Annotated in this window: 19 protein-coding genes and 2 pseudogenes; 11 read left to right on the top strand and 10 right to left on the bottom strand. The window is 70.9% G+C overall.

Annotation, left to right across the window (positions count from 1 at the left end; genetic code table 11):
- Positions 1 to 575, bottom strand: a 575-nt coding sequence (locus ABZ656_RS05410; protein ID WP_360264771.1) for a zinc-binding alcohol dehydrogenase family protein, incomplete at its 3' end; no start/stop codon positions are given.
- Positions 576 to 720: 145 nt separating this feature from the next.
- Here ABZ656_RS05410 and ABZ656_RS05405 point away from each other — a divergent pair.
- The 4 genes and pseudogenes from ABZ656_RS05405 to ABZ656_RS05390 all read left to right on the top strand — a co-directional run.
- Positions 721 to 1518, top strand: a complete 798-nt coding sequence (locus tag ABZ656_RS05405) for a VOC family protein (protein WP_101408397.1) — start codon at positions 721 to 723, stop codon at positions 1516 to 1518.
- A gap of 178 nt (positions 1519 to 1696) precedes the next feature.
- Entirely contained in the window at positions 1697 to 2731 is a 1035-nt protein-coding gene (locus ABZ656_RS05400) for a helix-turn-helix domain-containing protein (protein ID WP_101407143.1), read from the top strand.
- 1 nt (position 2732) lies between these two features.
- Positions 2733 to 3452: a ribonuclease H gene (locus tag ABZ656_RS05395; RefSeq protein WP_101407142.1), complete on the top strand. Its 720-nt coding sequence runs from the start codon at positions 2733 to 2735 to the stop codon at positions 3450 to 3452.
- Positions 3453 to 3560: 108 nt separating this feature from the next.
- Positions 3561 to 3878 (top strand): annotated as a pseudogene (locus tag ABZ656_RS05390) (hypothetical protein); the annotation flags it as partial.
- A gap of 698 nt (positions 3879 to 4576) precedes the next feature.
- Here ABZ656_RS05390 and ABZ656_RS05385 read toward each other — a convergent pair.
- Positions 4577 to 5401 (bottom strand): tyrosinase family protein, encoded by an 825-nt coding sequence (locus ABZ656_RS05385; RefSeq protein ID WP_101407141.1) that lies wholly within the window; start codon positions 5399 to 5401, stop codon positions 4577 to 4579.
- Positions 5402 to 5435: 34 nt separating this feature from the next.
- Complete coding sequence (locus ABZ656_RS05380) at positions 5436 to 5819, bottom strand: tyrosinase cofactor (protein WP_101407140.1); 384 nt, start codon at positions 5817 to 5819, stop codon at positions 5436 to 5438.
- Positions 5820 to 6221: 402 nt separating this feature from the next.
- Here ABZ656_RS05380 and ABZ656_RS05375 point away from each other — a divergent pair.
- From ABZ656_RS05375 to ABZ656_RS05365, 3 genes and pseudogenes are all read left to right on the top strand, one after another.
- Positions 6222 to 6491 (top strand): annotated as a pseudogene (locus ABZ656_RS05375) (FAD-binding monooxygenase); the annotation flags it as partial.
- 98 nt (positions 6492 to 6589) lie between these two features.
- A complete protein-coding gene (locus tag ABZ656_RS05370) occupies positions 6590 to 8035 on the top strand; it encodes an MFS transporter (RefSeq protein ID WP_360264766.1) in 1446 nt (481 codons plus the stop codon).
- Positions 8032 to 8631 (top strand): TetR family transcriptional regulator, encoded by a 600-nt coding sequence (locus ABZ656_RS05365; RefSeq protein WP_101407139.1) that lies wholly within the window; start codon positions 8032 to 8034, stop codon positions 8629 to 8631. The genes ABZ656_RS05370 and ABZ656_RS05365 overlap by 4 nt, the downstream gene beginning before the upstream one ends.
- A gap of 39 nt (positions 8632 to 8670) precedes the next feature.
- On the opposite strand, the gene ABZ656_RS05360 is transcribed toward ABZ656_RS05365, so the two are convergent.
- Positions 8671 to 9297 (bottom strand): alpha-ketoglutarate-dependent dioxygenase AlkB, encoded by a 627-nt coding sequence (locus ABZ656_RS05360; protein ID WP_360264763.1) that lies wholly within the window; start codon positions 9295 to 9297, stop codon positions 8671 to 8673.
- 45 nt (positions 9298 to 9342) lie between these two features.
- A complete protein-coding gene (locus tag ABZ656_RS05355) occupies positions 9343 to 10245 on the bottom strand; it encodes an aminoglycoside phosphotransferase family protein (RefSeq protein WP_101407137.1) in 903 nt (300 codons plus the stop codon).
- 292 nt (positions 10246 to 10537) lie between these two features.
- Between ABZ656_RS05355 and ABZ656_RS05350 the strand changes: the two genes are divergently transcribed.
- The 3 genes from ABZ656_RS05350 to ABZ656_RS05340 all read left to right on the top strand — a co-directional run bounded on the left by ABZ656_RS05350 (position 10538) and on the right by ABZ656_RS05340 (position 14625).
- The gene (locus ABZ656_RS05350) at positions 10538 to 11596 is read left to right on the top strand and encodes a tetratricopeptide repeat protein (RefSeq protein WP_101407136.1); all 1059 of its coding nucleotides are present in this window, start codon (positions 10538 to 10540) and stop codon (positions 11594 to 11596) included.
- Complete coding sequence (locus ABZ656_RS05345) at positions 11593 to 12648, top strand: polyprenyl synthetase family protein (RefSeq protein ID WP_101407135.1); 1056 nt, start codon at positions 11593 to 11595, stop codon at positions 12646 to 12648. Before ABZ656_RS05350 ends, ABZ656_RS05345 begins: the two co-directional genes overlap by 4 nt.
- Positions 12649 to 12849: 201 nt before the next feature.
- A complete protein-coding gene (locus tag ABZ656_RS05340; RefSeq protein WP_360264759.1) occupies positions 12850 to 14625 on the top strand; it encodes a M4 family metallopeptidase in 1776 nt (591 codons plus the stop codon).
- Between the two features lie 64 nt (positions 14626 to 14689).
- On the opposite strand, the gene ABZ656_RS05335 is transcribed toward ABZ656_RS05340, so the two are convergent.
- Both ABZ656_RS05335 and ABZ656_RS05330 read right to left on the bottom strand, forming a co-directional pair.
- Positions 14690 to 15367: an AIM24 family protein gene (locus ABZ656_RS05335; RefSeq protein ID WP_101407133.1), complete on the bottom strand. Its 678-nt coding sequence runs from the start codon at positions 15365 to 15367 to the stop codon at positions 14690 to 14692.
- A 134-nt stretch (positions 15368 to 15501) separates the two neighbouring features.
- Positions 15502 to 16065, bottom strand: coding sequence for an NADPH-dependent FMN reductase (locus tag ABZ656_RS05330; protein ID WP_101407132.1), 564 nt, complete (start codon positions 16063 to 16065; stop codon positions 15502 to 15504).
- 128 nt (positions 16066 to 16193) lie between these two features.
- On the opposite strand from ABZ656_RS05330, the gene ABZ656_RS05325 reads away from it, so the two are divergent.
- Positions 16194 to 16853, top strand: a complete 660-nt coding sequence (locus ABZ656_RS05325; RefSeq protein WP_101408396.1) for a TetR/AcrR family transcriptional regulator — start codon at positions 16194 to 16196, stop codon at positions 16851 to 16853.
- Between the two features lie 14 nt (positions 16854 to 16867).
- Here ABZ656_RS05325 and ABZ656_RS05320 read toward each other — a convergent pair whose 3' ends face one another.
- The 3 genes from ABZ656_RS05320 to ABZ656_RS05310 form a co-directional block, all read right to left on the bottom strand.
- On the bottom strand, positions 16868 to 18031 hold the full coding sequence (locus ABZ656_RS05320) for a glycoside hydrolase family 64 protein (RefSeq protein WP_360264778.1): 1164 nt from the start codon (positions 18029 to 18031) through the stop codon (positions 16868 to 16870).
- Between the two features lie 199 nt (positions 18032 to 18230).
- On the bottom strand, positions 18231 to 18476 hold the full coding sequence (locus ABZ656_RS05315) for a hypothetical protein (protein ID WP_360264754.1): 246 nt from the start codon (positions 18474 to 18476) through the stop codon (positions 18231 to 18233).
- Positions 18477 to 18559: 83 nt separating this feature from the next.
- Positions 18560 to 20902: a helix-turn-helix domain-containing protein gene (locus ABZ656_RS05310; protein ID WP_360264751.1), complete on the bottom strand. Its 2343-nt coding sequence runs from the start codon at positions 20900 to 20902 to the stop codon at positions 18560 to 18562.
- Between the last annotated feature and the right edge of the window lie 677 nt (positions 20903 to 21579).

Raw genomic sequence — 21579 nt, 5'->3', positions numbered from 1 at the left:
GCGCCCTGTGCGAGGGCCAGCTGCGCGCACAGATGGGCGCTGCCGCCGAACCCGTACAGGCCGAGCCGTCCGCCGGGCGGCAGCGCGGCCCGCCGCAGCGCGCGGTAGCCGATGATGCCCGCGCACAGCAGCGGCGCCAGCGCGACGTCGTCCACCTCACCGGGCAGCCGGTAGGCGAAGGCCGCCGGGACGGTCGTGTACTCCGCGTAGCCGCCGTCGGCGTCCCAGCCGGTGTACTGCGAGGCCGCGCAGAGGTTCTCGGACCCGCGCGCGCAGTACCCGCACGTGCCGTCCGTACGGCGCAGCCAGGCGACGCCCACCCGGTCGCCGACCGCGTGGTCGAGCACGTCCTCGCCCGTCGCCGCGACCACACCGACGACCTCGTGGCCGGGCGTCACCCGGGGCCGTCGCACCGGCAGGTCTCCCTCGCTGACGTGCAGGTCGGTGCGGCACACCCCGCACGCGCGCACATGGACGAGAAGCTCGTCGGCCCCCGGCACCGGGATCGGCCGCTCGACGAAACGCAGCGGTTTCCCCTCGATCGGCCCGGGCCGATCGACTTCCCACGCGTGCATCATCCCGTTTTCCCGTCCCGTCGACGACCACCCGAGGCCACTCTCCAGTGTCGTCCAGGGCGTCCCGCTCGGCGCGCGACCCGGACGGAGGCTGGCTAGCGTGAAACCGGAATGAATCATGACGAAACGGGAAGAGTGGAACGCCATGGCCGTACAGCCCGAGGGAACGCCCTGCTGGGCGGACGCGATGTTCAGCGATGTCGAGGGAGCGAAGAGTTTCTACGGTGAGGTGCTCGGCTGGACGTTCGGTGAGTCGTCCTCGGAGTACGGCAACTACACCCAGGCCTACGCGAACGGCAAGGCGGTGGCCGCCGTCGTCCCGCCGATGCCCGGCCAGGAGGGCCAGTCCGCCTGGTGTCTGTACCTCGCGTCACCCGACGCCGCCGCCACCGCCCAGAAGATCCGGACCGGCGGCGGCGAGGTGCTGATGGAACCGATGCAGGTCGGCGACTTCGGCACGATGGTGATCGCCCGGGACCCGAGCGGGGTCGTCTTCGGCGTCTGGCAGCCGGGCCGGCACGAGGGCTTCGAGGCCCGGGGCGTGCCCGGCGCGTACTGCTGGGCCGAGGTCTTCACCCGTGAGCCCGAGAAGTCGGACACCTTCTTCTCGGCCGTCTTCGGGTACCGCATGAAGCAGCTGGACGACGACGCCGTCGACTTCAGGCTGTACGACCTCGGCAAGGATCCGGTCCTCGGCCGGATGCGGATGACGGACGACTTCCCGCCCGAGGTCCCGCCGTACTTCAACGTGTACTTCACCGTCGAGGACTGCGACGCCGCGGTCGCGAAGGCCACCGAACGGGGCGCGATTCTCCGCTTCGGGCCGATGAGCAGCCCGTTCGGCCGCTTCGCCGCGCTGAGCGACCCGCAGGGCGCGGCGTTCTCCGTGATCGACGTCAAGACCACCGAGGGCGCGATGCCCAAGGCCACCGACGTCTCCTGAACGGACCACGGATCCCCCACGGACCGGCCGCCCCGGAGAATGGCGGAATTCTTCCGGGGCGAGCCGGGGCCTCTTGTCTCCGGGGCAACCATGCGCATGCGGTACTCGTCCACTCTTGTGGTTGCGGCACGTTCGAACGGCCGAACCCCCCACAAGGATTGCGAGCGAAAGAGACCCCATGCTCCGCATTCACTTCACTTCGGACGACCTGCAGAACATTCGAGTGGCCCGGCAGCCTGATCCCCTGTGGGAACTGATGTGCAGTGTCTGCCGTCTGGAAACCGGCCAGGGACCGCTGGAATTCGGACATTGGCGCCGCTCGGCGCGGCAACGATTCTCCGGTGACTCGAACCTGGGCCGCGCACTGCGCCCGCTGCGTGCCCTGATTCCCCCCACCGGCTACATTCCGGACTTCCTCACCCCACCGGTCACCGGCGGCGGTCTTTCCGCCGGACTCGACCAAGTGCTGCGCACACCGCGTGTGCAACTGGTGCGCGAACTGACGCGGCTGGCCGAGTCGCGCCCGGTCCCGAACTGGACCGTCTCGCTGGGCAGACCGGGCAGCGACGCGCTCAAGGTGCTGGCGAACTCCCTGGGGATCTATTTCCGCGGTCTGCTGGAACCGCAGTGGCCGCACATCCGCACGGCGGTGGGCAACGATGTCGGGGTGCGCGCCCGGGCCCTCCTCGACGGCGGTACCCAGGCACTGCTGGAGAGCCTGCGCCCGGTCGCGCGCTGGAGTGCCCCGGTGCTCGAAGTGGACTATCCCGTCCAGCGCGACCTGTATCTGGAGGGCCGAGGACTTCTCCTGGTGCCCTCCTACTTCTGCTGGCGCAGACCGACCGCGCTGGCGGACCCCGGTCTGGATCCCGTGCTCGTCTACCCGGTGGCGAAGACTCCGCTCGCCGTCGCGAACGGTACGGACGACGGGCTCGAGCGCCTGCTCGGCCGCACCAGGGCCGCCGTACTGACCGAGGTCGCCGGACAGAGTGCCCGCACCACCTCCGAGGTGGCCGAGGCCGTGGGGATCGCGCTGCCCAGCGCCAGCTACCAGATCGGCGTGCTGCGCGACGGGGGACTGGTCGCCAGCCACCGTGACGGCAAGTACGTCCTGCACACGGCGACGCTGCTGGGTCTGCGGCTGCTCGGTAGCAGCCCCCGCGTCCGGGAGAGCATGCTCCGGCCCGTGCGGGGAGCCGCCGCCGGACCGTGACATGATCGGGGACATGCTTGAACGTGTGGTGGCCGCCTGTGACGGGGCTTCGAAGGGAAACCCGGGACCGGCCGGATGGGCATGGGTCGTGGCCGACGGCGCGGAGACGCCGACCCGCTGGGAGGCCGGAGCGCTGGGCACGGCGACGAACAACGTCGCCGAACTCACCGCGCTGGAGCGCCTGTTGACGGCGATCGCGCCGGACGTCCCGCTGGAGATCCGGATGGACTCCCAGTATGCGATGAAGGCCGTCACGACCTGGCTGCCCGGCTGGAAGCGCAAGGGCTGGAAGACGGCCTCCGGAAAGCCGGTCGCCAACCAGGAACTGGTCGCCCGCATCGACGAACTCCTCGACGGCCGCACCGTGGAGTTCCGTTACGTCCCCGCCCACCAGGTCGACGGCGACCGGCTGAACGACTTCGCCGACCGCGCCGCGAGCCAGGCCGCCATCGTCCAGCAGCCCGCCGGCAGCGACCTCGGCTCCCCGGAGCCCCCGCCGTCCCCCGACACCCCGGCCCCCTCCGGCGCCGGCCGCCGCCGCACCACGGCCACGGCCTCCGCCAAGACACCCCGGCAGGGCACGTCGGCCCGCACGATCAAGGCCAAGTTCCCAGGCCGCTGCCTCTGCGGCCGCTCCTACGCGGCGGGCGAGCCCATCGCCAAGAACGGCCAGGGCTGGGGGCACCCCGAGTGCCGTACGGCCGAGCCGAGCAACGCCTAGTACTTTCCCTGCTTCGGTCTCCTTCGGGGGCTGTCCGCCGAACACTCGGCGGACAGCCCCCGAAGTGCGTGGCGGACAGTAGTGCGAAGACGCGGCGCGTCGGGGAGGATGTGGGATCTTCGGCACCGGCCGGGTGCGTGGGCCTTGGCAGGGGGTTGCGCGGAGGCGTTCGAGACGCTGGAGGCAGGGGACCCGCGACAGGCGGGGCGCTACCGGATCGTGGCGCGGCTCGGTGCGGGCGGGATGGGGCGCGCCTACCTGGGGCGCTCGCCGGGAGGGCGGGCGGTCACGGTCAAGGTGGTGCGCCCGGAACAGGCGGACGACGGTGACTTCCGGCGCCGGTTCGCCCGGGAGGGCACCGCGGCCCGACGGGTGAACGGCCTGTTCACCGCCGGTGCGGTCGACACCGACCCGGACGGTTCGCCCGAGGGGTGCCCTGTACTCCTCGCCCGCCGTGGCCGACGGGGGCGGTGGGGACTCTCCGCTGGGCGGCGCCCCGGCCTCCTGGGTACCGTGCCACGGGCGGGAGGGCCGGCTCGACGGGACACTGTTCACCGGCCTCGCCGCCGGTCCGCCGCTGCGGCTCTCGCCGGAGTTCGCGCGGCGGGCGGAGGAACGGATGCGCGGGCAACTCCCGGCGGCGGGCCGGTCGCGCGAGAGGGCCGCTGACCAGCGTCTTCTGGGACACCTCCGAAGCGAGGACACGACTGGTACGGGCCCTGGGCGAGCCCCTGGACGACACGCTCGGCCTGCACTGGGAGCGCGGGGAGCCCGGCGCCTACGAACTGGAGGAGGAGATGAGCCGCGTTCTTTCCCGGTCGACGCACCCTTCGCCGGGGCGTTTCGGCGGGCTGATGCAGCGCCGCCTTGAGGAGAGGCTCCTCGGTCCGGTGCCCGAGCGGATCGTCCGGCCCGTCCGCGTCATGGAAGTGATCACGTCGTCGTTCTCACCGAGCGCCCCGTCGTCCTGCCGCATCAGGACGAGACGGCCACGACCGCGACGTACACACGGATCGGGTACGCGGACGGCTGGCAGGTGGAGGACGTCTACAGGAGCGGCGTGGGGTGCAGGTCGCCCCTCCCGGTGAGGAGAGGCGACCGGGACCGGAGCTGTGAACGCGCGGTCAGACGGTGTCGAAGGTGTAGAACGCGGTGTGATCCAGCAGGTCCGCCGGTTTCACGTCGTTCCACGGCTTCATGGTCTCGTCGAGGTCCACGACGTCAGGGGTGCCGGAGAGCGGCAGATAGCCGGAGGCAGGGTGGCGGCGCTGCCAGTCGGCCCAGAGCTTGTCTATGTAGGCGTGGTGCAGCCAGAACACGGGGTCGTTGGGGGAGACACCGGTGGCCATCTGGCCGCCGACCCAGACGTGCACCCGGTTGTGGAGGTTGACGCCGCGCCACCCTTCGAGGTGATTGCGGAAACCGTCCGAGGAACTGTTCCAGGGCACCATGTCGTACGTCGCCATGGCGAGCACGGAGTCCACCTCCGCGCGGGTCGGCAGCTCACGGGCGCCGCTGCCGAGCGAACGCCGCAGATACGTACGGCCGTCGACGCGCACGCTGATCGGCCAGTTGCCCGCGGAGGCCGCGAAGGGGCCGTCCATCACCCGGCCGTCCAGGCTGCGCCCGGTGCCGCCGAGGAAGTCGGGGGCCCACAGGGTGGAACGGGGCGAACGGTCGGTGCTCCAGTCCCAGTACGGGAGGGCGACGGAGGCGTCCACAAACTGCAGTGCTCGCTCGAACTCCAGCAGGAATCTGCGGTGCCAGGGCAGGAAGGAGGGCGAACGGTGGCCCGTCCGTTCGCCGTTGTCCGTGTCGCCGAGGATGAACGCGTTGTGCGTGGTGACGAAGGTGTCGTACCGGCCACTGCGCTTCAACTGGAGGAGTGCGTCGGTGAAACGCCGCTTCTCGTCTGCGGTCAGGTTCGCCTGGTTCTTGCGTACGGTCATGTGCGGGACTCCACGGTGTGCTGACGGGGCTGGGTCACTGCTGGGGCATGGGCATGGGCATGCCGAGGTGGACGAGCGGTGCCCCCTGGAGTTCCACGACCGCGGCGCGGGCGGCGGCGCGCGGGGTGGGCACCGGGTCGTAGTGGCTGACGACGCTGATCCAGCTGCCGTCGGCGTTCTGCATCACATGCAGCTCGACCCCGTCGATGAACACCGCGTACCCGGCGCCGTGTTCGTGGTGGTGACCGCCGGCGGCGCGGCCCGTGATGCGACGGCCCCGGTAGACCTCGTCGAAGACCTCGGGCCCGCCGTGGTGTCCGGTGTCCGCGGCCCTGGCCACGGCGACGGTCTGGGTGCCGGCCGCGGCGGCGAGGGCGGCCGCGGCCCCGAGGGCACGGCGACGGGTGAGTTCCGGCATGCGGAGACCTCCTGTGATCAAGCTCGGTCGATGACCCGATATGCCTATCGGTTCGTCGGAGAGCGGGAGAAATCGCCGGATGTCGGTTGGCCGCGATCAGGACAATTAAGTAAATGTCGTGCAAAGTTGAACGAAGATGATCTTGCTGTACGGGTGCCCGCGACCGACCGGAAGGCGGAATTCCTCCGGTCGGCGGACGTTCCGCCGATGATCTTCCCGGGTCGGCCGGTGGCGGGTGGCGCGGCTCACGCCCGCAAGCTGGCGCGAACCACGGGGGTTGCGCTTCCCTGCCGCTCCACGTGATCAATTGACCGCTTTGTGTGACGAATTGGAGTGCGCGTGAAGACCGCGTGCGTCGGTGGCGGACCCGCGAGCCTGCACTTCTCGATCCTGATGAAGCGCCAGGACCGCAGGACCGCGCTGCTGTCGGCGCAGAGCGCCGCCCGGCACAGCGCCCAGTGGTACGAGAGCCTGCCGCGTTACATCCGTCTCCCACCGGCGCAGATGTTCGCCCTGCTCGGCCGGCGGCACTCTCCGATGCTCCCGTACATTCCGCCGCAGCTGTACTACCGGATCGACCGCGCGGCCGGGCGGCTGGAGGCGCTGCGCCGGTTCAAGCGCTGGCTGGGTCCGCGCGTGGCGCGCACGGTGCAGGCCCGCTCGCGCCGGTAGCGCCCCCCGAAGTAGGGCTCCAATTGGGTGAATGGCAATTCACCAGCTATGGTGAATTGCCATTCACCCCCCTCTTCGCGCCGACTTCTGGAGAGTTCATGGTGGCACTGCGTGACCGACTGACGGTCCCGGTCCTCGCGCTCGGCGGGAGCCTCATGGCCGTCATGCAGGTGGTGGTGGTGCCGCTGCTGCCCGACCTGCCACGGCTGACGGGTGCGTCGGCGGGTGCCGTGTCCTGGATGGTGACGGCGACGCTGCTGACCGGAGCGGTGCTCAACCCCGTGCTGGGCCGCGCCGGCGACATGTACGGCAAGAAGAAGGTGCTGCTGATCGCCCTCGGGATGATGACGGTCGGCTCGCTCATGTGCGCCCTCACGTCCGACATCCGCATACTGATCGCGGCCCGAGCCTTGCAGGGGGCCGCGGCGGCCGTCGTACCGTTGTCGATCAGTCTCCTGCGGGACGAACTGCCGCCCGAGCGCACGGGTTCCGCGGTGGCGCTCATGAGCTCCACCGTCGGGATCGGCGCCGCCCTCGGCCTCCCGATCGCCGCGATGGTGGTCCAGTACGCCAGCTGGCACGTCATGTTCTGGGGGACGACCGCGATCGGCGCCCTCGGGACGGCGCTGGCCTGGTGGGCGGTGCGCGAGTCGCCCGTCCGCGAGCCGGGCCGTTTCGACATGACCGGCGCCCTGGGCCTGGCCCTGGGGCTCTCCTGTCTGCTGCTGGGGGTGTCACAGGGCGGCCAGTGGGGCTGGGCCAGCCCCCGGATCCTCGGCCTGTTCGTCGGGGGCGTCTGCGTCCTCGGCCTGTGGTGGGCTCAGCAACTGCGCGCCGAACGCCCCCTGGTCGACCTGAAACTGGCGACCAGCCCCCGCGTCGCCCTGCCCCATGTCGCGGCGCTCCTGACCGGTTTCGCCTTCTACGCCAACTCCCTGGTGACGGCGCAGCTGGTACAGGCGCCCAAGGCGACCGGCTACGGCCTCGAACTGTCCATCGTGGCGACGGGCCTGGTCATGCTGCCCGGCGGGGTGATCATGCTGCTGCTCTCGCCGGTCTCGGCGCGTATCTCGGCGGCCCGCGGTGCCCGGGTGACGCTGGCCATCGGCACCCTGGTCATCGCCGCCGGCTACGGCATACGCATCATCAACAGCCACAGCCTGCTGGTGATCCTGCTGGGCTCCGCGGTCTGCGCGATGGGAACGGCGTTCTCCTACTCGGCGCTGCCCACCCTCATCCTGCGCGCAGTGCCCGTCGGGCAGACCGCGTCCGCGAACGGTGTCAACGTGCTGATGCGCACCGTCGGCCAGGCCGTGAGCAGCGCCGCCGTCGCCGCCATCCTGGTCCACCACACCAGTCTCGTCGGCGGTGCCCCGATACCCACGCTGCACGGCTATCTGCTGGCCTTCGCCATGGCGGGTACGGTCGCACTGGTGGCCTGTGCCGCCGCCCTCGTCATACCCGCCGATCCCACCCTCCGTGACACCCGACGGGCCGCCGGCAGTTCGGACGCACCTCGGGACGAGGCATTCGAAGGAGCCTGAGCACCGTGTCCACTCCGCCCCCCGGCCTCAGCGCGACCCCGATCGCCCCACCGCGACGCGACGCCGAGGCCACGAAGGCGGCCATCCTCCGCGCGGCCCGCCATCTGATGGCCCGGCACGCCCACGCGGACATCACGCTCAAGGCGATCGCCGACCGGGCGGGGGTGAGCGCTCCGCTGATTCTCAAGTACTTCGGGAACAAGGACGCGCTCTTCGGGCGCGTGATGTCCTTCGAGACGGACGCCGCCGCCCTCCTGGACGCACCCCTGGACCAGCTCGGCCCCCACATGGTCCGCCAGGTGCTCGTCGGCCAGACCGAGCGCGGAGCCGACCCCGTGCTGCGGATCATCTTCGCCCCGCGCCAGGGCGACCAGGGCGACATCATGCGCGCCAACTTCCGCACCCAGGTCAGCGACCGCCTCGCCCTGCGGCTGAGCGGCCCCGACGCGGACCTGCGTGCCGAACTCGCCGTCGGCACACTGCTCGGCCTCGGCGCGATGTACGGCATCGCACGCGGCACCCGGTTGCGCGCGACGGCGATCGAGGACATCGTCGACCGGTACGGCCCCACGGTCCAGGCCCTCCTGACGCCGTGAGGCGAAAGGCGCTGCCGGACACGAACGCCCGCGTCCGTCTCAGTTCACGCCGTTCGGACGGAACTGGACGCTGATCCGAGGCCCCGCCGCCCGCGCCGTCTTGGGAATGGCGTGCTCCCAGGTGCGCTGGCAGGAGCCGCCCATCACGATCAGGTCACCGTGTCCGAGCGGGCGCCGTACGGTCTCCCCGCCGCGGCGCGGGCGCATCAACAGGTCGCGCGGAGCGCCCACGGAGAGGATCGCGACCATGGTGTCCTCCCGGGCGCCCCGCCCGATCCGGTCCCCGTGCCAGGCCACGCTGTCGCGGCCGTCCCGGTAGTAGCACAGGCCCGCGGTGGTGAACGGTTCGCCGAGCTCACGGGCGTAGTGCGCGGACAGTGTCCGTCGCGCCTCGTCGAGGATCGGGTGCGGCAGCGCGTCGCCCGCCCGGTAGTACGCGAGCAGCCTCGGTACGTCCACCACGTGCTCGTACATCTGCCGCCGCTCCGCCCGCCACGGCACCTCGTCGACGAGCCGTGCGAACAGGGCGTCGGCGCCGCTGAGCCATCCGGGCAACAGGTCGATCCAGGCCCCGTCGCCCAGGACCGTCCGGCGCATCGCGGTCAACTGACTGAGGTGGAGCTCGTCGGTCTGGTCGAACAGCGAGCCCTGGAGGTGCGTGGACATGTCTCCAGCCTACTCCCTATTCGAATGTACGTTCCATTGTGATGCTCAGGGCCTGGCATCGGCCTCGGCGAGGGTGTCGTCCTCCGTGAGGACCGCGTGGATGACGTGCTCGGCGTTGGCGGCGATCACCGGATTGGTGACGCGGTAGTACGGGAGCTGGACGATCGCCATGGACAGGGCCCAGCCGCGCCCCCGTGCCCAGGTGGCGTCGTCGGCGCCCGTCGCCTGCCGGAAGGTGTTCCGCGCCTCGGCGGGGAGCAGGTTCCAGGCCGGGATGAGGTCGCAGGCCGGGTCACCGACGCCGACGGTGCCGAAGTCCAGTACGGCGTCGAGGCGGCCCCCGCGGGTGAGCAGATTGCCGGGCATCAGGTCGGAGTGGACCCACATGGGCGGACCGGTCCACGCGGGCGCGTCGAGCGCCGCCTCCCAGGCGGCCGTGGCGGCCGACGTGTCGATCGTGCCGCGCAGCTCGTCGAGCGCGGCGCGTGTGGTGGCATCGACGGTGGACAGGGGTACACCCCGGTAGGCGGTCGGCCCGTCGGGCAGCCGGACCCGGCGCAGCGCGGACACGAAGGCGCCGAGGTCGGCGGCCAGGGGCCCCGGATCGGTGAGACGGCCGGCGCGCGGGGGTTCGCCGTCGAGCCAGCGCTGCACCATCCAGGGCCACGGGTAGCCCTCGCCGGGGGTGCCGGTGGCGAGGATCTCGGGGACGGCGGCCGGGAGCAGTGGGGCGAGCCGCGGCACCCAGTGCGCTTCCTTGCCCACGTCCTCGGCGCCCCCTTCGATCCGGGGGAGGCGTACGGCCAGGTCGTCGCCGAGCCGGTACAGGGCGTTGACGGTACCCGCCGACGGGAAGTGCTTCAGGGGCAGCTCGGCCCACCGGGGGAACTGCGCGGCCAGCAGTCGTCGCACGAGCGAGGCGTCGATCGGGAACTCGCCCGGACGCATCGGGCCCCCGGGGATCGTTTGCGCTTCTGGTTCTCTGTCTGACACGGGGCCCAACTATGCCTGCGACGACGGCGGTTCGCGCCTCTTTTTCGCGGCAGGCAACCTGGCGCACGCCGCCGCCGTCTTGATCGGCAACGGGTGGGCGACGTGACAACCGCGACGGAGCACGGATTCCCGAGTGGAAATCCAGCACGCTATACGCTCCGTGTATACAAGGCATGTATACGTGAGGTGCATAGTCGAGTCGTCGGATGCCGCCGATCCGTGAAAGTCGGCCGATCGAAAGGGATCCATGTACGGCAAGGCCTTCGCCCCGGAATACCAGGGCGCTTTGACCACTCTGTCCGTGAACTCCTCGCTGACCGATGTCCTGGCGGCGGGTACCGAGCAGCTGCGCGCCGCCGAGCGCGTGGGCGCCCGTGCCGAGGCGGCCCGTTCGGGCCTGGCGGTCGCCGAGGCGCACCGCAGGCTCGGACAGGTGGCCGACGCCGACCGGGCGTGGAAGGCGAGTTACCGCACCGCCCGCGAGGCCGGGGACACCGGAGCGATGGCATGGGCGCTGTGGAGCGGCGGCACCCTGGCCCGCCAGCGCGGGGCCTTCCCGCTGGCCTGGCGGCTGCTGCGACTGGCCGCCGAACTCGGCAAGCAGGCCGGGGACGTCGTCGTACGCGGCTACTCCCTGGCGGGCATGGCGGAGACCGGCCGCATCCAGGGCGACTACGCCGCCGTGACCGCCCTGCACGAACAGCTGCTGGCCGAGGCCCGCAAGCGCGGCGAGGCCCGCCACACCGTGTGGGCCCTGGAGGGCATCGCGCAGATACACCGCAACACCGGCGCCTACGACACCGCGTACGCCATGTTCGAGGAAGCGGCCGAGATCGCCGCGCGCGCCGAGGACCGGCGCGGTCACGCCTGGGCTCTGCGCGGACTCGCGGACATCGTCTCCGTACGCGACCGGGACCCGGACCGCGCGCTGGCCCTGCTGAGCGAGGCCGAGGTGTCCTGCCGGGCGATGAACCTGTCCGGGGCGCTCGCCTACAACCACAAGATGCGCGGCAACGTCCTCTACCGGGCCGGGCGTTATGAGCGGGCCCGGGACCTCTACGCGCAGGCACTGGCGGAGTTCGAGGCGATGAGCGAGCCGCGCGGCCGGGCGCTGTCCCGGCTCGGGCTGGTCAAGTCCCTGGCCAGGCTCGGCCGCGCGCACGCCGAGACCGCCGCCGAACTCACCGAACTGGCCGAGGTGTTGGAGGGCATCGGACTGCGGCACGCCCGGGAGATGGTCGAACGGGCGCGGACGGAACTCGGCCTCACCCCGGCGGAGGGCACGGACACGGAGGCGGCCCGATGACCTCTCCCCGTACGATCCTGACGGCGCCGCCCGCCGCCCCGGAGATCCTGGCGCGCTGCCGCGAACTGGCCGCCCCGGCCCTCGCGGAGGCGATCGACGGGCTGCACCCCTGGGTGGCGGAGATGGCCGGCTACGCGCTGGGCCGCTGCGAGGTCGGCGGCGCCCCCGCGACCCACCGCCAGGGCAAGGGCGTACGGCAGGCACTCGCCGTGCTCGGGGCCGAGGCGGCCGGAGGTGCCGCCGAGGCGGGCGTGCCGGGCGCGGTGGCGGTGGAACTGCTGCACACCTTCTCGCTCCTGCACGACGACATCATGGACGGCGACGCGATGCGCCGCGGCCGTCCAGCGGTGTGGAAGGCATACGGCACCGGCCCCGCCGTCCTCGCCGGCGACGCGCTCTTCGCCCTGGCCGTCGAGACCCTCACCGCGGCGCCCGCGACCTCCCAGGCCGCGGCGGCCGTACGGCGGTTGACGAGGGCCTCGCGCGACCTGGTCCGCGGCCAGGCCGACGACCTGCTGTTCGCCCACCGCCCGTGGAGCGGCCCCGACGCGGTGAGTGCGGGGGAGTACGAGGCGATGGCGGAGCACAAGACCGGTGCCCTGCTCGGCTGCGCGCTGGCCCTCGGCGCCGGGCTGGCGGGCGCGCCGCGGGAGACCACTGCCGCCCTGGACCGCGCCGGACGCCATCTCGGGGTGGCCTTCCAGATCGCCGACGACCTGCTCGGCATCTGGGGCGATCCGGCCGTCACCGGGAAGCCGGTGCACGGTGATCTGCGGCACGGGAAGAAGACCCTCCCCGTTCTCGCAGCCCTGGCCGCGCCGGGCCGCTCCGCGCTCGCCGGACTCCTCACCTCCGCCGCCGTCCTCGACGACGGCGCCGTACGCCGGGCGGCGACCCTGATCGAGCGGGCCGGCGGCCGCTCGGCGGCCCTGGGCGCGGCGCGCCGCCATCTCACGGCGGCGGACACCCTGCTGACGGAAGCCTCCCTGGCCCCACGTCCCGCTACGGACCTGCGGACGCTCCTCTCCTCCCTCGCCCACCGCACGATCTGAAACCTGCTCGCCTCCGGCTCCCCCACTGTGGGCCGGAGGCGCTGCGACCTCGATCACATGTGCGGGTTGGTGGACCTCGCCGGGCAACCACCGCCCCCCTCGTCGCATCTGTCGGGAGGGCCCGACAGCCCCCACGGTGTTCAACGAAGCCGTGCCTCACGGCGGTTGGCGACGCCGACCGCCCCCGTTCGAAGGAACTCAGTGCGTAGACCCCACATACGCCGCGTGGCGATCGCCGTCGCGGTGACGACGGCGGCCACGCTTCCGGCGGGCCCCGCCTTCGCGGCGCCCGACTCGCCCGCCCGCTCCGCGACTTCGGCCTCCTCGCCGGTGGAGGCCGCCCGGGCCGCCGCGTTCGCCCACGCCCCGGCCACCGGTGTCGGCCCGGGTGACACCCTGCGGGCCACCGACGTCATGACGGACCCGGACGGCAAGCAGCACGTCCGCTTCGTCCGCAGCCACCGAGGGCTCCCGGTGCTCGGCGGCGACCTCGTCGTCCATCTCGGCAAGCAGTCCGCCTACCTGGGCGTGACCCGGGCCGCCGACCACGCCGTCAAGCCGGCCACGACCGAGGCGAAGCTGACGCCCCGGCAGGCCGAGCAGAAGGCCGCCGCGGCCGCCCAGGGCGACGCGGGCAGCGCCGCACTCGTCGTCGACGCCCGCGACGGCGCCGCCGCCCTCGCCTACCAGGTGCGCGTGACGGACAGCGACACCACCGAGGCCGGCGGCTCCCGCACGGTCGTCGTGGACGCGCAGAGCGGCCGGATCCGCAGCAACACCCCCGACAGCGACGAGTTCATCTCGCCGCACCTGGAGAAGACGCTTCGCGAGAAGGGCGAGACGGCGAGCCCGGCGACGGGCGTGGCCACCCAGCCGTCCGGCCTCCTCGGCGTGACGGCGGCCGCCCGCTACCCGGTCAAGGCCACCGGCAGCGGCACCTCCCTGTTCGCCGGCAAGGTGACGCTGACCACGACCCGGACCGCGCGCACCAGCTTCCTCCTCAAGGACCCCACCCGGTGGAACACCGAGACACGGGACGCCAAGGGCGCGGAACTGGAAGCCTTCTCGCGCGGCACGAAGTTCACCAGCACCACCAACAAGTGGGGCACCGGCACCACCGCCAACCGGACCACCACCGCGGTCGACGCCCAGTACGGCGTCACCCAGACGCTGGACTTCTACAAGAAGACCTTCGGCCGCAAGGGCATCAAGAACAACAGCACCGGCGCCCGCGCGATGGTCCACTTCGGCCGCAAGGTCGGCAACGCCTTCTGGGACTCGACGTGCGGCTGCATGCTCTACGGCGACGGTGACGGCGACATGTTCAAGAAGCCGCTGGTCGTCCTGGACGTCACCGGCCACGAGCTGACCCACGGCGTCGTCGACGCCACCGCCGCCCTCGAACCCACCCGGGTGGACGCGGACGGCAACCAGTACGGCGAGCCGGGCGCCCTCAACGAGTCCCTCGCCGACATCTTCGGGTCCAACGTCGAGTTCTCCGCCAACAACCCGAAGAACCCGCCCAACTACCTCATGGGCGAGAAGCTGGGCCTCGCCCAGAAGTTCCTGCGCCGCCTCGACCACCCCTCCCTGGACAAGCTGGAGGGCACCGTCGACTACTGGTCGCCCGCGGCGTACGACACCGAGGTGCACGCCGGCTCCGGCGTCTCCTCGCACGCGTACTACCTGCTCGCCGAGGGCAGTGGCCGCAAGACGATCGGCGGTGTGAAGTACGACTCGCCGACGTACGACGGCTCGCGGGTGACAGGCATCGGACGCGCCAAGGCGACCGCGATCTTCTACCGCGCGCTGACCCGCTACATGGTCTCCACGACCGACTTCCACGACGCGCGGACCGCGACCCTCAAGGCCGCCGCCGACATGTACGGGGCGACCAGCACCGAGTACCGGACGGTGGACGCGGTGTGGGCCGCCGTCAATGTCACCACCGCCAACACCCCGGCCGCAGGGCGCTGACGGACGGGACAAGAAGCAGGGGCCCCGCCATCGGGCGGGGCCCCTTTCGGCCGTTCTCCCGGCGTCAGTGCTGCTGTGCCTTCTGCGGAGTCGCCTCACTCGGCCGTACGACGACCACGCCGTCGCCCTCCAGCTTCAGCTGTACGGCCTCGCCCGAGCCGCCGCGGATCATCGAGCCGATCGACTGCGAGCGGTGCAGCGAGGTGTGGAGCTGCGCGGACCAGCCGACGACCGCGTCCGTGTCGACGTACACCGGCTGCTGCGGTGAGACGGGTATCACCAGCGGGTTGCCCTCGCAGATCAGCCCCAGTCTGCCGTGACCGCTGAAGACGCTGTTGAAGATGCCGCCGCCGGTGACGCCCGCGCCTTTCACGGTCTTTATCTCGTACGACAGCGTGGAGTCGAAGCACAGGATGTTGCGCCCGTTCACGGTGAACAGGTCGCCAGGCTCGATGTCGATGATGAAACAGTTCTGCGCCTCGTGCGCGAACCAGGCCTCGCCCTGCCCGCGTACCGTCATCAGCGGCAGTCCCTCACCGGTGACCGCCCGCTTGAGCATGCCGCCCACGCCCTGGCCCTTGCGCTCGAACTGCAGATTCCCCCGGTAGGCGATCATCGCCCCCTGGCGCGCGAGCATGTCGCCGTTGACGGCGTACTTGATCGACTTGGCGTTCTGGATGGTCATGCCCGGCGTGACGGCGGGCTGCACCATGTGGTCACTGGAAAAGAGATCACCCTTCATGCGGGCATCTTGGCCCGGAGGGTTCGGTTCCGCCAAGATCGCTGACATCCGGGGCCCGTTGGGGGGCGGTCGGCGGCTGCCGGGAACGCGCGAAGGGCCGGTCCGGCGCACCGGACCGGCCCTGGGGGGAGTCGTCAGGCGGCGCCGGCGGTGCCGACCTGGCTGTGCAGGCGGGCGACGACCTCGGTGAGCTGGGCGGCGACCTCGGCGTCGTCGACCGGGTGGGTCTCGGCGAAGCGGGTCACGGAGCCGGGAACGGAGAGCTTCAGGTCCTCCAGGACGGCGGCACCCGCGATCCCGAGGGCCTTACGGGCCTCGTCCTGCGCCCAGACGCCACCGAACTGACCGTACGCGGTGCCGACCACGGCGGCGGGCTTGCCGGTGAAGGCGCTGGCGCCGTACGGACGCGACAGCCAGTCGATGGCGTTCTTCAGGACGGCGGTGATCGTGCCGTTGTACTCCGGCGAGAAGAGCAGGAAGGCGTCGGAGCGGCCCGCGGCCTCACGAAGGGCGGTGGCGGCGGCCGGCACCTTGCCCTCGACGTCAAGGTCCTCGTTGTAGAACGGGACGTCGGCGAGCCCCTCGAACAGCTCGATCTCCGCGCCCTCCGGGGCGAGCTTGACGGCCGCCTCCGCGAGCTGGCGGTTGTGGGAGCCGGCGCGAAGGCTGCCGACGAGCGCGAGGATGCGTACGGACATGGGGAACTCCCGGGGACGAAACATTGCGGCAATAAAGCGGACCGAGGTCCGCTTGCTGGTCTGTTTAATGTTGTAGCAGCTAAACGGACCAGGGTCCAGTTGTCCCCGCCTGCCGTTACGCTGTGTTCATGTCCACCCCACTTCCGCCCTTCCCGAGAGGGCAGGAACCCTCGGGAGCCCCGGTCCCGCTGGAGCTGACCGTCGGGCCTGCCGCGCCGCAGCTCCGCGCCGATGCCGCGCGCAACCGCGCGCGGCTGCTGGAGGCCGCCACCCGCCTGGTGGAGGAGCACGGGGTCGCCAATGTCACGATGGAGGCCGTCGCCGTCGCGGCCTCGGTGGGCAAGGGAACCGTCTTCCGGCGCTTCGGTGACCGCACCGGCCTGCTGATGGCCCTGCTCGACCACACCGAGCAGCAGTTCCAGGCCGCCTTCCTCAGCGGCCCGCCACCTCTCGGCCCCGGCGCGTCACCGGCGGACCGCCTGCACGCCTTCGGCTGCCGGGTCCTGCGCGAGATCCACGACCGGCTCGACCTGTACATCGCCGCCGAGCCGGACGCCTCCCGGCGCTTCAGCTCCGCCCCGTACCGCGTCCGCTTCACGCATGTCGCCATGCTCCTGCGCGAGGCCGTGCCCGGCGCGGACAGCGTTCTCCTGGCCCAGACCCTCATGGGCTACCTGGAACCCGCACTGATCCATCACCTGACGCGACAGTGCGGGATGCCGCTCGAACGCCTGGAGTCCGGCTGGCACGACCTCGTGAAGCGGACCACCTGCCCGGTGTCCGACTAGCCTTTCGGCATCCGTCAGTTGAACGGGTCCAGCGTGACGTACGCCTGTTGGGGGTTGCCGTCGTGGACGAGGGACTCGTAGTTGCCGACGTCGTCGAAGGCGAACGCGTAGGCCTTGCCGTCGGCCATCTGCGCGTGGATCTTGCGGGCGTACTGGTTGGTCACCGTGTCCTGGTAGAAGTTCCCCGAGCTCGTGTCCGGCTGGTTGGGGTTGGTGAGAAGCGTGGAGCGGTTGAAGCCCGCGCACAGGGTCCGTGAAATGGGGCCGCGTACCAGGTCGTTGGGGGCGTCCAGCCGCTTGTAGCAACCGAAGATGCTGTCCGAGTCGGGCTTCTGGAAGCTGGTGACGACCGCTCCGGCGCTGTTGGTGAAGTTCATGACGTCACCGGAGACCCGCCCGTAGTACTTCGTGTTCGGCTGATCGGTGAACGGCGTCACCGTCAGCGTCGACGAACTGTACTTCTGCCACACGCGGTTGACGTAGTCGTCCATGACGGTGCCCGGCAGCGCGCCCGCCTCGATGCCGTGACCGGGAGCCAGCGCCCGCAGGACGGTGCCGTCGGACCGGGTCTGGATCAGATTGGCCCAGCCGCCCGGCTGGCCGCGCAGGGCGTTGAAGAACCCGGTGTAGCCGCCCGTTTTGAGGTGGCCGGTGTTCTTGGTAGTGCCGTCGGCGAGCTGGACCCCGACGGCGTACGGGGCCGAGAACATGTCGACCTGGGTGCTGTTGATCCACAGCCCGGAGTCGTTGAGCGTGTACTCGGACCAGTTGAAGAGGATGTTGCGGTTGGGGTCGCTCGGGTTCTGCACGGCCGGCTGCACCAGACCGCCGGTGGTCAGACGGAAGTCGAGCTTCTGGCCGTAGGAGAAGTAGATCCGGCCGGAGAACTTGGGCATCCGGATCGTCATCGACTGGCCGTTGGCCGGTCCCGTGATCGAGGCGTCGGGCGCGGGCGTCGGCGGATTGCCGCCGGCGGGCCAGGCATGGAACGTGCCGTTCGCGTCGGCCCAGCCCTGCTGGCCCGTCGAGAGGAGTGTTCCGAGGTCGTAGATGTAGACGGGTTCGCTGCGGCCGGAGTTGTTCGTGAACTTCAGCGGGATCGTCGTCGGGACGGCCGCGTTCGCGTCGGAGGGGGCGCCGAACGTGAGAAGCGCCGTGGTGGCGGTGGCCGCGGCCACCGCCAGGGCATGCCATTTGAGACTCCTGGGCCTTCTGGGCACTCGCTCTCTCCTTGGGTGGGGGGATTCCAACGAGGTGGATTCCGGCGGAGTGGAGCCGTCCGGTTCTCGTTGAGAGCGCTCTCAGAATTGCGGCGGGTGACGTACATGTCAACGATTCCGACAGGATAGGTCTGGTCCAACCTGCCCTGGGATGGCGTCACATGATGATGTCCGGGGCGGCATACGTGCATGGCGTCTCCACCCGCAGCGTCGATGACGGCCAGCGCTCGCGGGTGGCCCGCTCGTTGTCGGTCCACCGGACGCTGGACGCTTGACCGGGGGCCATGTCGGCCATGAAGGCGGCCTGGATGCCGCCGGACCACCAGTGGGCCAGGGGGACTTCGGTAGCGCGGGCGAGGATGCCCACGTCCTCGCTGCCGCTGGCCCGGCCGACCTGGTGCACGTTCTCCGAGCCGAGAGCGGCGCTCGGCCAACCGGCGGCGGGCAGTTTCGTTCGGGGGCCTTGACCTGGTCGAGCCCCGCCCGTCACTCGAACCGGGTCGGCGGCGCAGGTCGGCCGACGGCCAGGGCGTCAAGGCTTGCGCGGGCCTCTTCCACTATGGCCGGCGGGATGGGGCCTTCCAGCGTGAGCACGACGCGGTACTCGACGGCGGCCTCGGTGTCGTCGCCGAGGTGAGCGAGCGCGTGGCCCAGGTAGAGGTGAGCCTTGCTTGCCGCCCGGTGATAGCCGCGAGCGCCGAGCTGCCCGCGGATGCGACGCAGCACATCGACCGCCTCCCGCCAGTGGCCTTGGTTGAGATGGACGAACGACACGTGCCACGTGGCGATCAAGGCGGTGATGTCCCGTACGCTGGGCGCGATCCGGTCATGGTTGCGAGGATCGGCGAGGGCGTGCATCACCTCCCCATAGGTCTCGATGGCGTCCTGCACGCGGCCGGCCTTCCGCAGCACCGTGATGTTCACGTTGGCGGCCTGGAGGTATCCGCCTATTTCGTCGGCCTCGGCGAACAGCTCCATGGCACGGAGAAGGTTGTGGACGGCGGCCGACACGTCGTCGACCGCGGCCTGTAGCCAGCCGAGATACATGTGCGCCTGTGCTTGCTGGACGACGTCCCCGCAGGCCGTGGCGAGACCGAGTGCCGACGTGGCGGCGGCGACCGCCTCGTCATGGCGGCGTTCGCACTGCCAGTAGACCCATGCGAGGTAGCTACGGTGGCTGGCTTCCACGGCGGGGTCGCCCAGGGCCGCACTGGCCTGGGCAGCGCGTTCGTAGATCTCGGTCCAGTGGCCCCAGGACACCCAATTCTCGGAAAACCAGTGCATGGCTCCGGCGACCTCGGTGACCCTGGCGTGCTCGCCGCACTCGACGGCCTCGCGGAACGCCGCCAGCCAATTGTCGGCCTCCGCCTTGAGCCAGCCCCGTGCCTGCTCGGGGTCGTCCAGAGAGACCAGGCAGCTGGTGTCCGGCGGCGGCGCACCGTAGCCAGGCTCGTACCAGCGGCCGGCGACCATTGCGGTGTCCAGCAGCCAGGACCGCAGACGGGAGCCGGCCGCGGCCGACTCCTCCTCGCTCTCCTCCGTCCGGTGCCGGGACCGCGCGTACAGGCGCAGCAGGTCGTGGAAGCGGTAGCGGTCGTCGCGGGAGGTCATCAGCAGTCCCGCCTCCAGCAGTTCCTCCAGCAGGTCTTCGGCGTCGGGCAGCGACACACCCGCGAGGACGGCCGCCAGCGGCATGCTGAAATCACCTCCCGGCACCAGCGACAGCAGCCGGAACGTCCGGGCGGCGCCAGGTGCCAGACGCGAGTACGAAAGGGAGAACGCGGAGTTGACGCGCAGGTCACCGGCGCTGAGCACGTCCAGCCTGCGATCCTCGTCGGCGAGCCGGGTGGCGAGCCGTCGCAGACTCCAGTTCGTGCGGGTGGCCGCCCAGTTCGCCGCCACCCGCAAAGCCAGGGGCAGATGCCCACACAGCTCGGTCACCGAGCGTGCGGCTGCGAGTTCCGCGTCCACGCGGCCGTCGCTGACGATGGCACGCAGCAAGGAGGTGGACTCCTGCTCGGTCAGTGCACCGAGTTCCACGCGCTGCACGCTCTCCAGGCCGGCGAGGGTGCGGCGGCTTGTCACCACCACCAGCACACCCCCCTCGCGTGGCAGCAGGGGCCTGACCTGCGCCTCGCTACCAGCGTTGTCCAAGACCAGGACCGCACGCAGTCCGGCTGTGGTCACGTGGTAGAGCGCCAGACGCTCCTCAGCGCTCAGGTGCGCCGCGTGGACGTCCCATGCGCCCAGCAAGCGCAGTACCGCCTCCTCCGCCGACAGGGGCTGCTCCTCCAGACCTCGCATGTCCAGCAGGAACCCGCCGTCCGGAAAGGAGGACGCGAACTCCTCGGCAAGCCGGACCGCCAGGGTCGTCTTCCCGCTGCCCGGCGCACCGAACACCACCGCCACCGGCGGTGCGGCGGCACCCCTTCCCTGCTCATCAGGCTCTTTTTCCTCGGCGGCCCGCTGCGCCAGGGCACGCAGCTCGGCCAGTTCCGCATGCCGGCCGACGAAGTCCCGGACCCCTCTGGGCAACGCATAGGGTGACGATTTTGCCGACGGAGAGGCTTTTGCGGCAGGCCGGGCCACTCGGGCCGCGGCCAGCAGTTCGTCGTGCGCCGCGTCGTCCAACCGCAGACCCTGCGCCAACGCGGTGACCGTTCCCCGGTGCGGGCGCAGGCTCCGCCCGCGCTCCATGTCGCCTATCGCGCGCCCCGAAACACCCGAGGCCTCCGCCAACTCCTCCATGGTCAAGCCACGGCTGTGCCGCAACTCCCGCAGCAGCCGACCGAACGACGACCCGCCGGGGACGCGCGCCACCTGGTTCACAGCCACTCTCCAGCAAAAGCGATTCCACTGTCCCGGATCCCGTCGGCGGTCGCCCCGATCCCCAAAACTCCTCCGCCTCCCCAGCCGCCACCACGGCCCTACAGGCCCCAGGGGACCGAGACCTATCCGTGACGGCAGAAAACCGACCATCCCGCATGCAGCATACGATCCTGCGCACGGAAGACCGAAAGCGCCCGCTACGCTGGGTGATCAGTCGCTGCTGTGTCGGCGGTGATAAAGGCCCTCCGTTCGTGACTCCACTACCCCGCGAACGGCGTGGCCTCATCCTCCGCCGATCGGCATGAAGACCTTCCCGAGTCCAGGAGCAACTCAGAACTACCACCGGACCGGAGCGCCCCTCCCGCCGAGGATGCACGACCACGCGTGATCGGGACGATCCACCCTGCGCGGGCGACACCGCGTTGGCATGGCGCGGAGTTCTTCCTGTATTTCTCCCTGGTCGTTCCTGCGCGGCTGCGATGTGATCAAGCAGGTGACCCGACGCCCTCAAGTTGCTCCCTTCTGCGATAGAGGTGCCGTACGCGGATTTCTGCGCAGCGGCTCCGTAACGCCCGTGGCCGCTGCGCGGCCCTACGACCTCGCTATGGAGTTGCCGTGTCGTTGATTCTTTCGACCTCTGTCCTGTCCCCGTCGGATCGAGCTGATTTCTGGCATGA

It is taken from the genome of Streptomyces sp. NPDC007095 (genome assembly GCF_040634475.1).
In the GTDB taxonomy this organism is placed as follows: domain Bacteria; phylum Actinomycetota; class Actinomycetes; order Streptomycetales; family Streptomycetaceae; genus Streptomyces.
The sequence above is the reverse complement of the archived record's forward strand: the minus strand, read 5'-3'. Positions and strand labels throughout refer to the sequence as shown.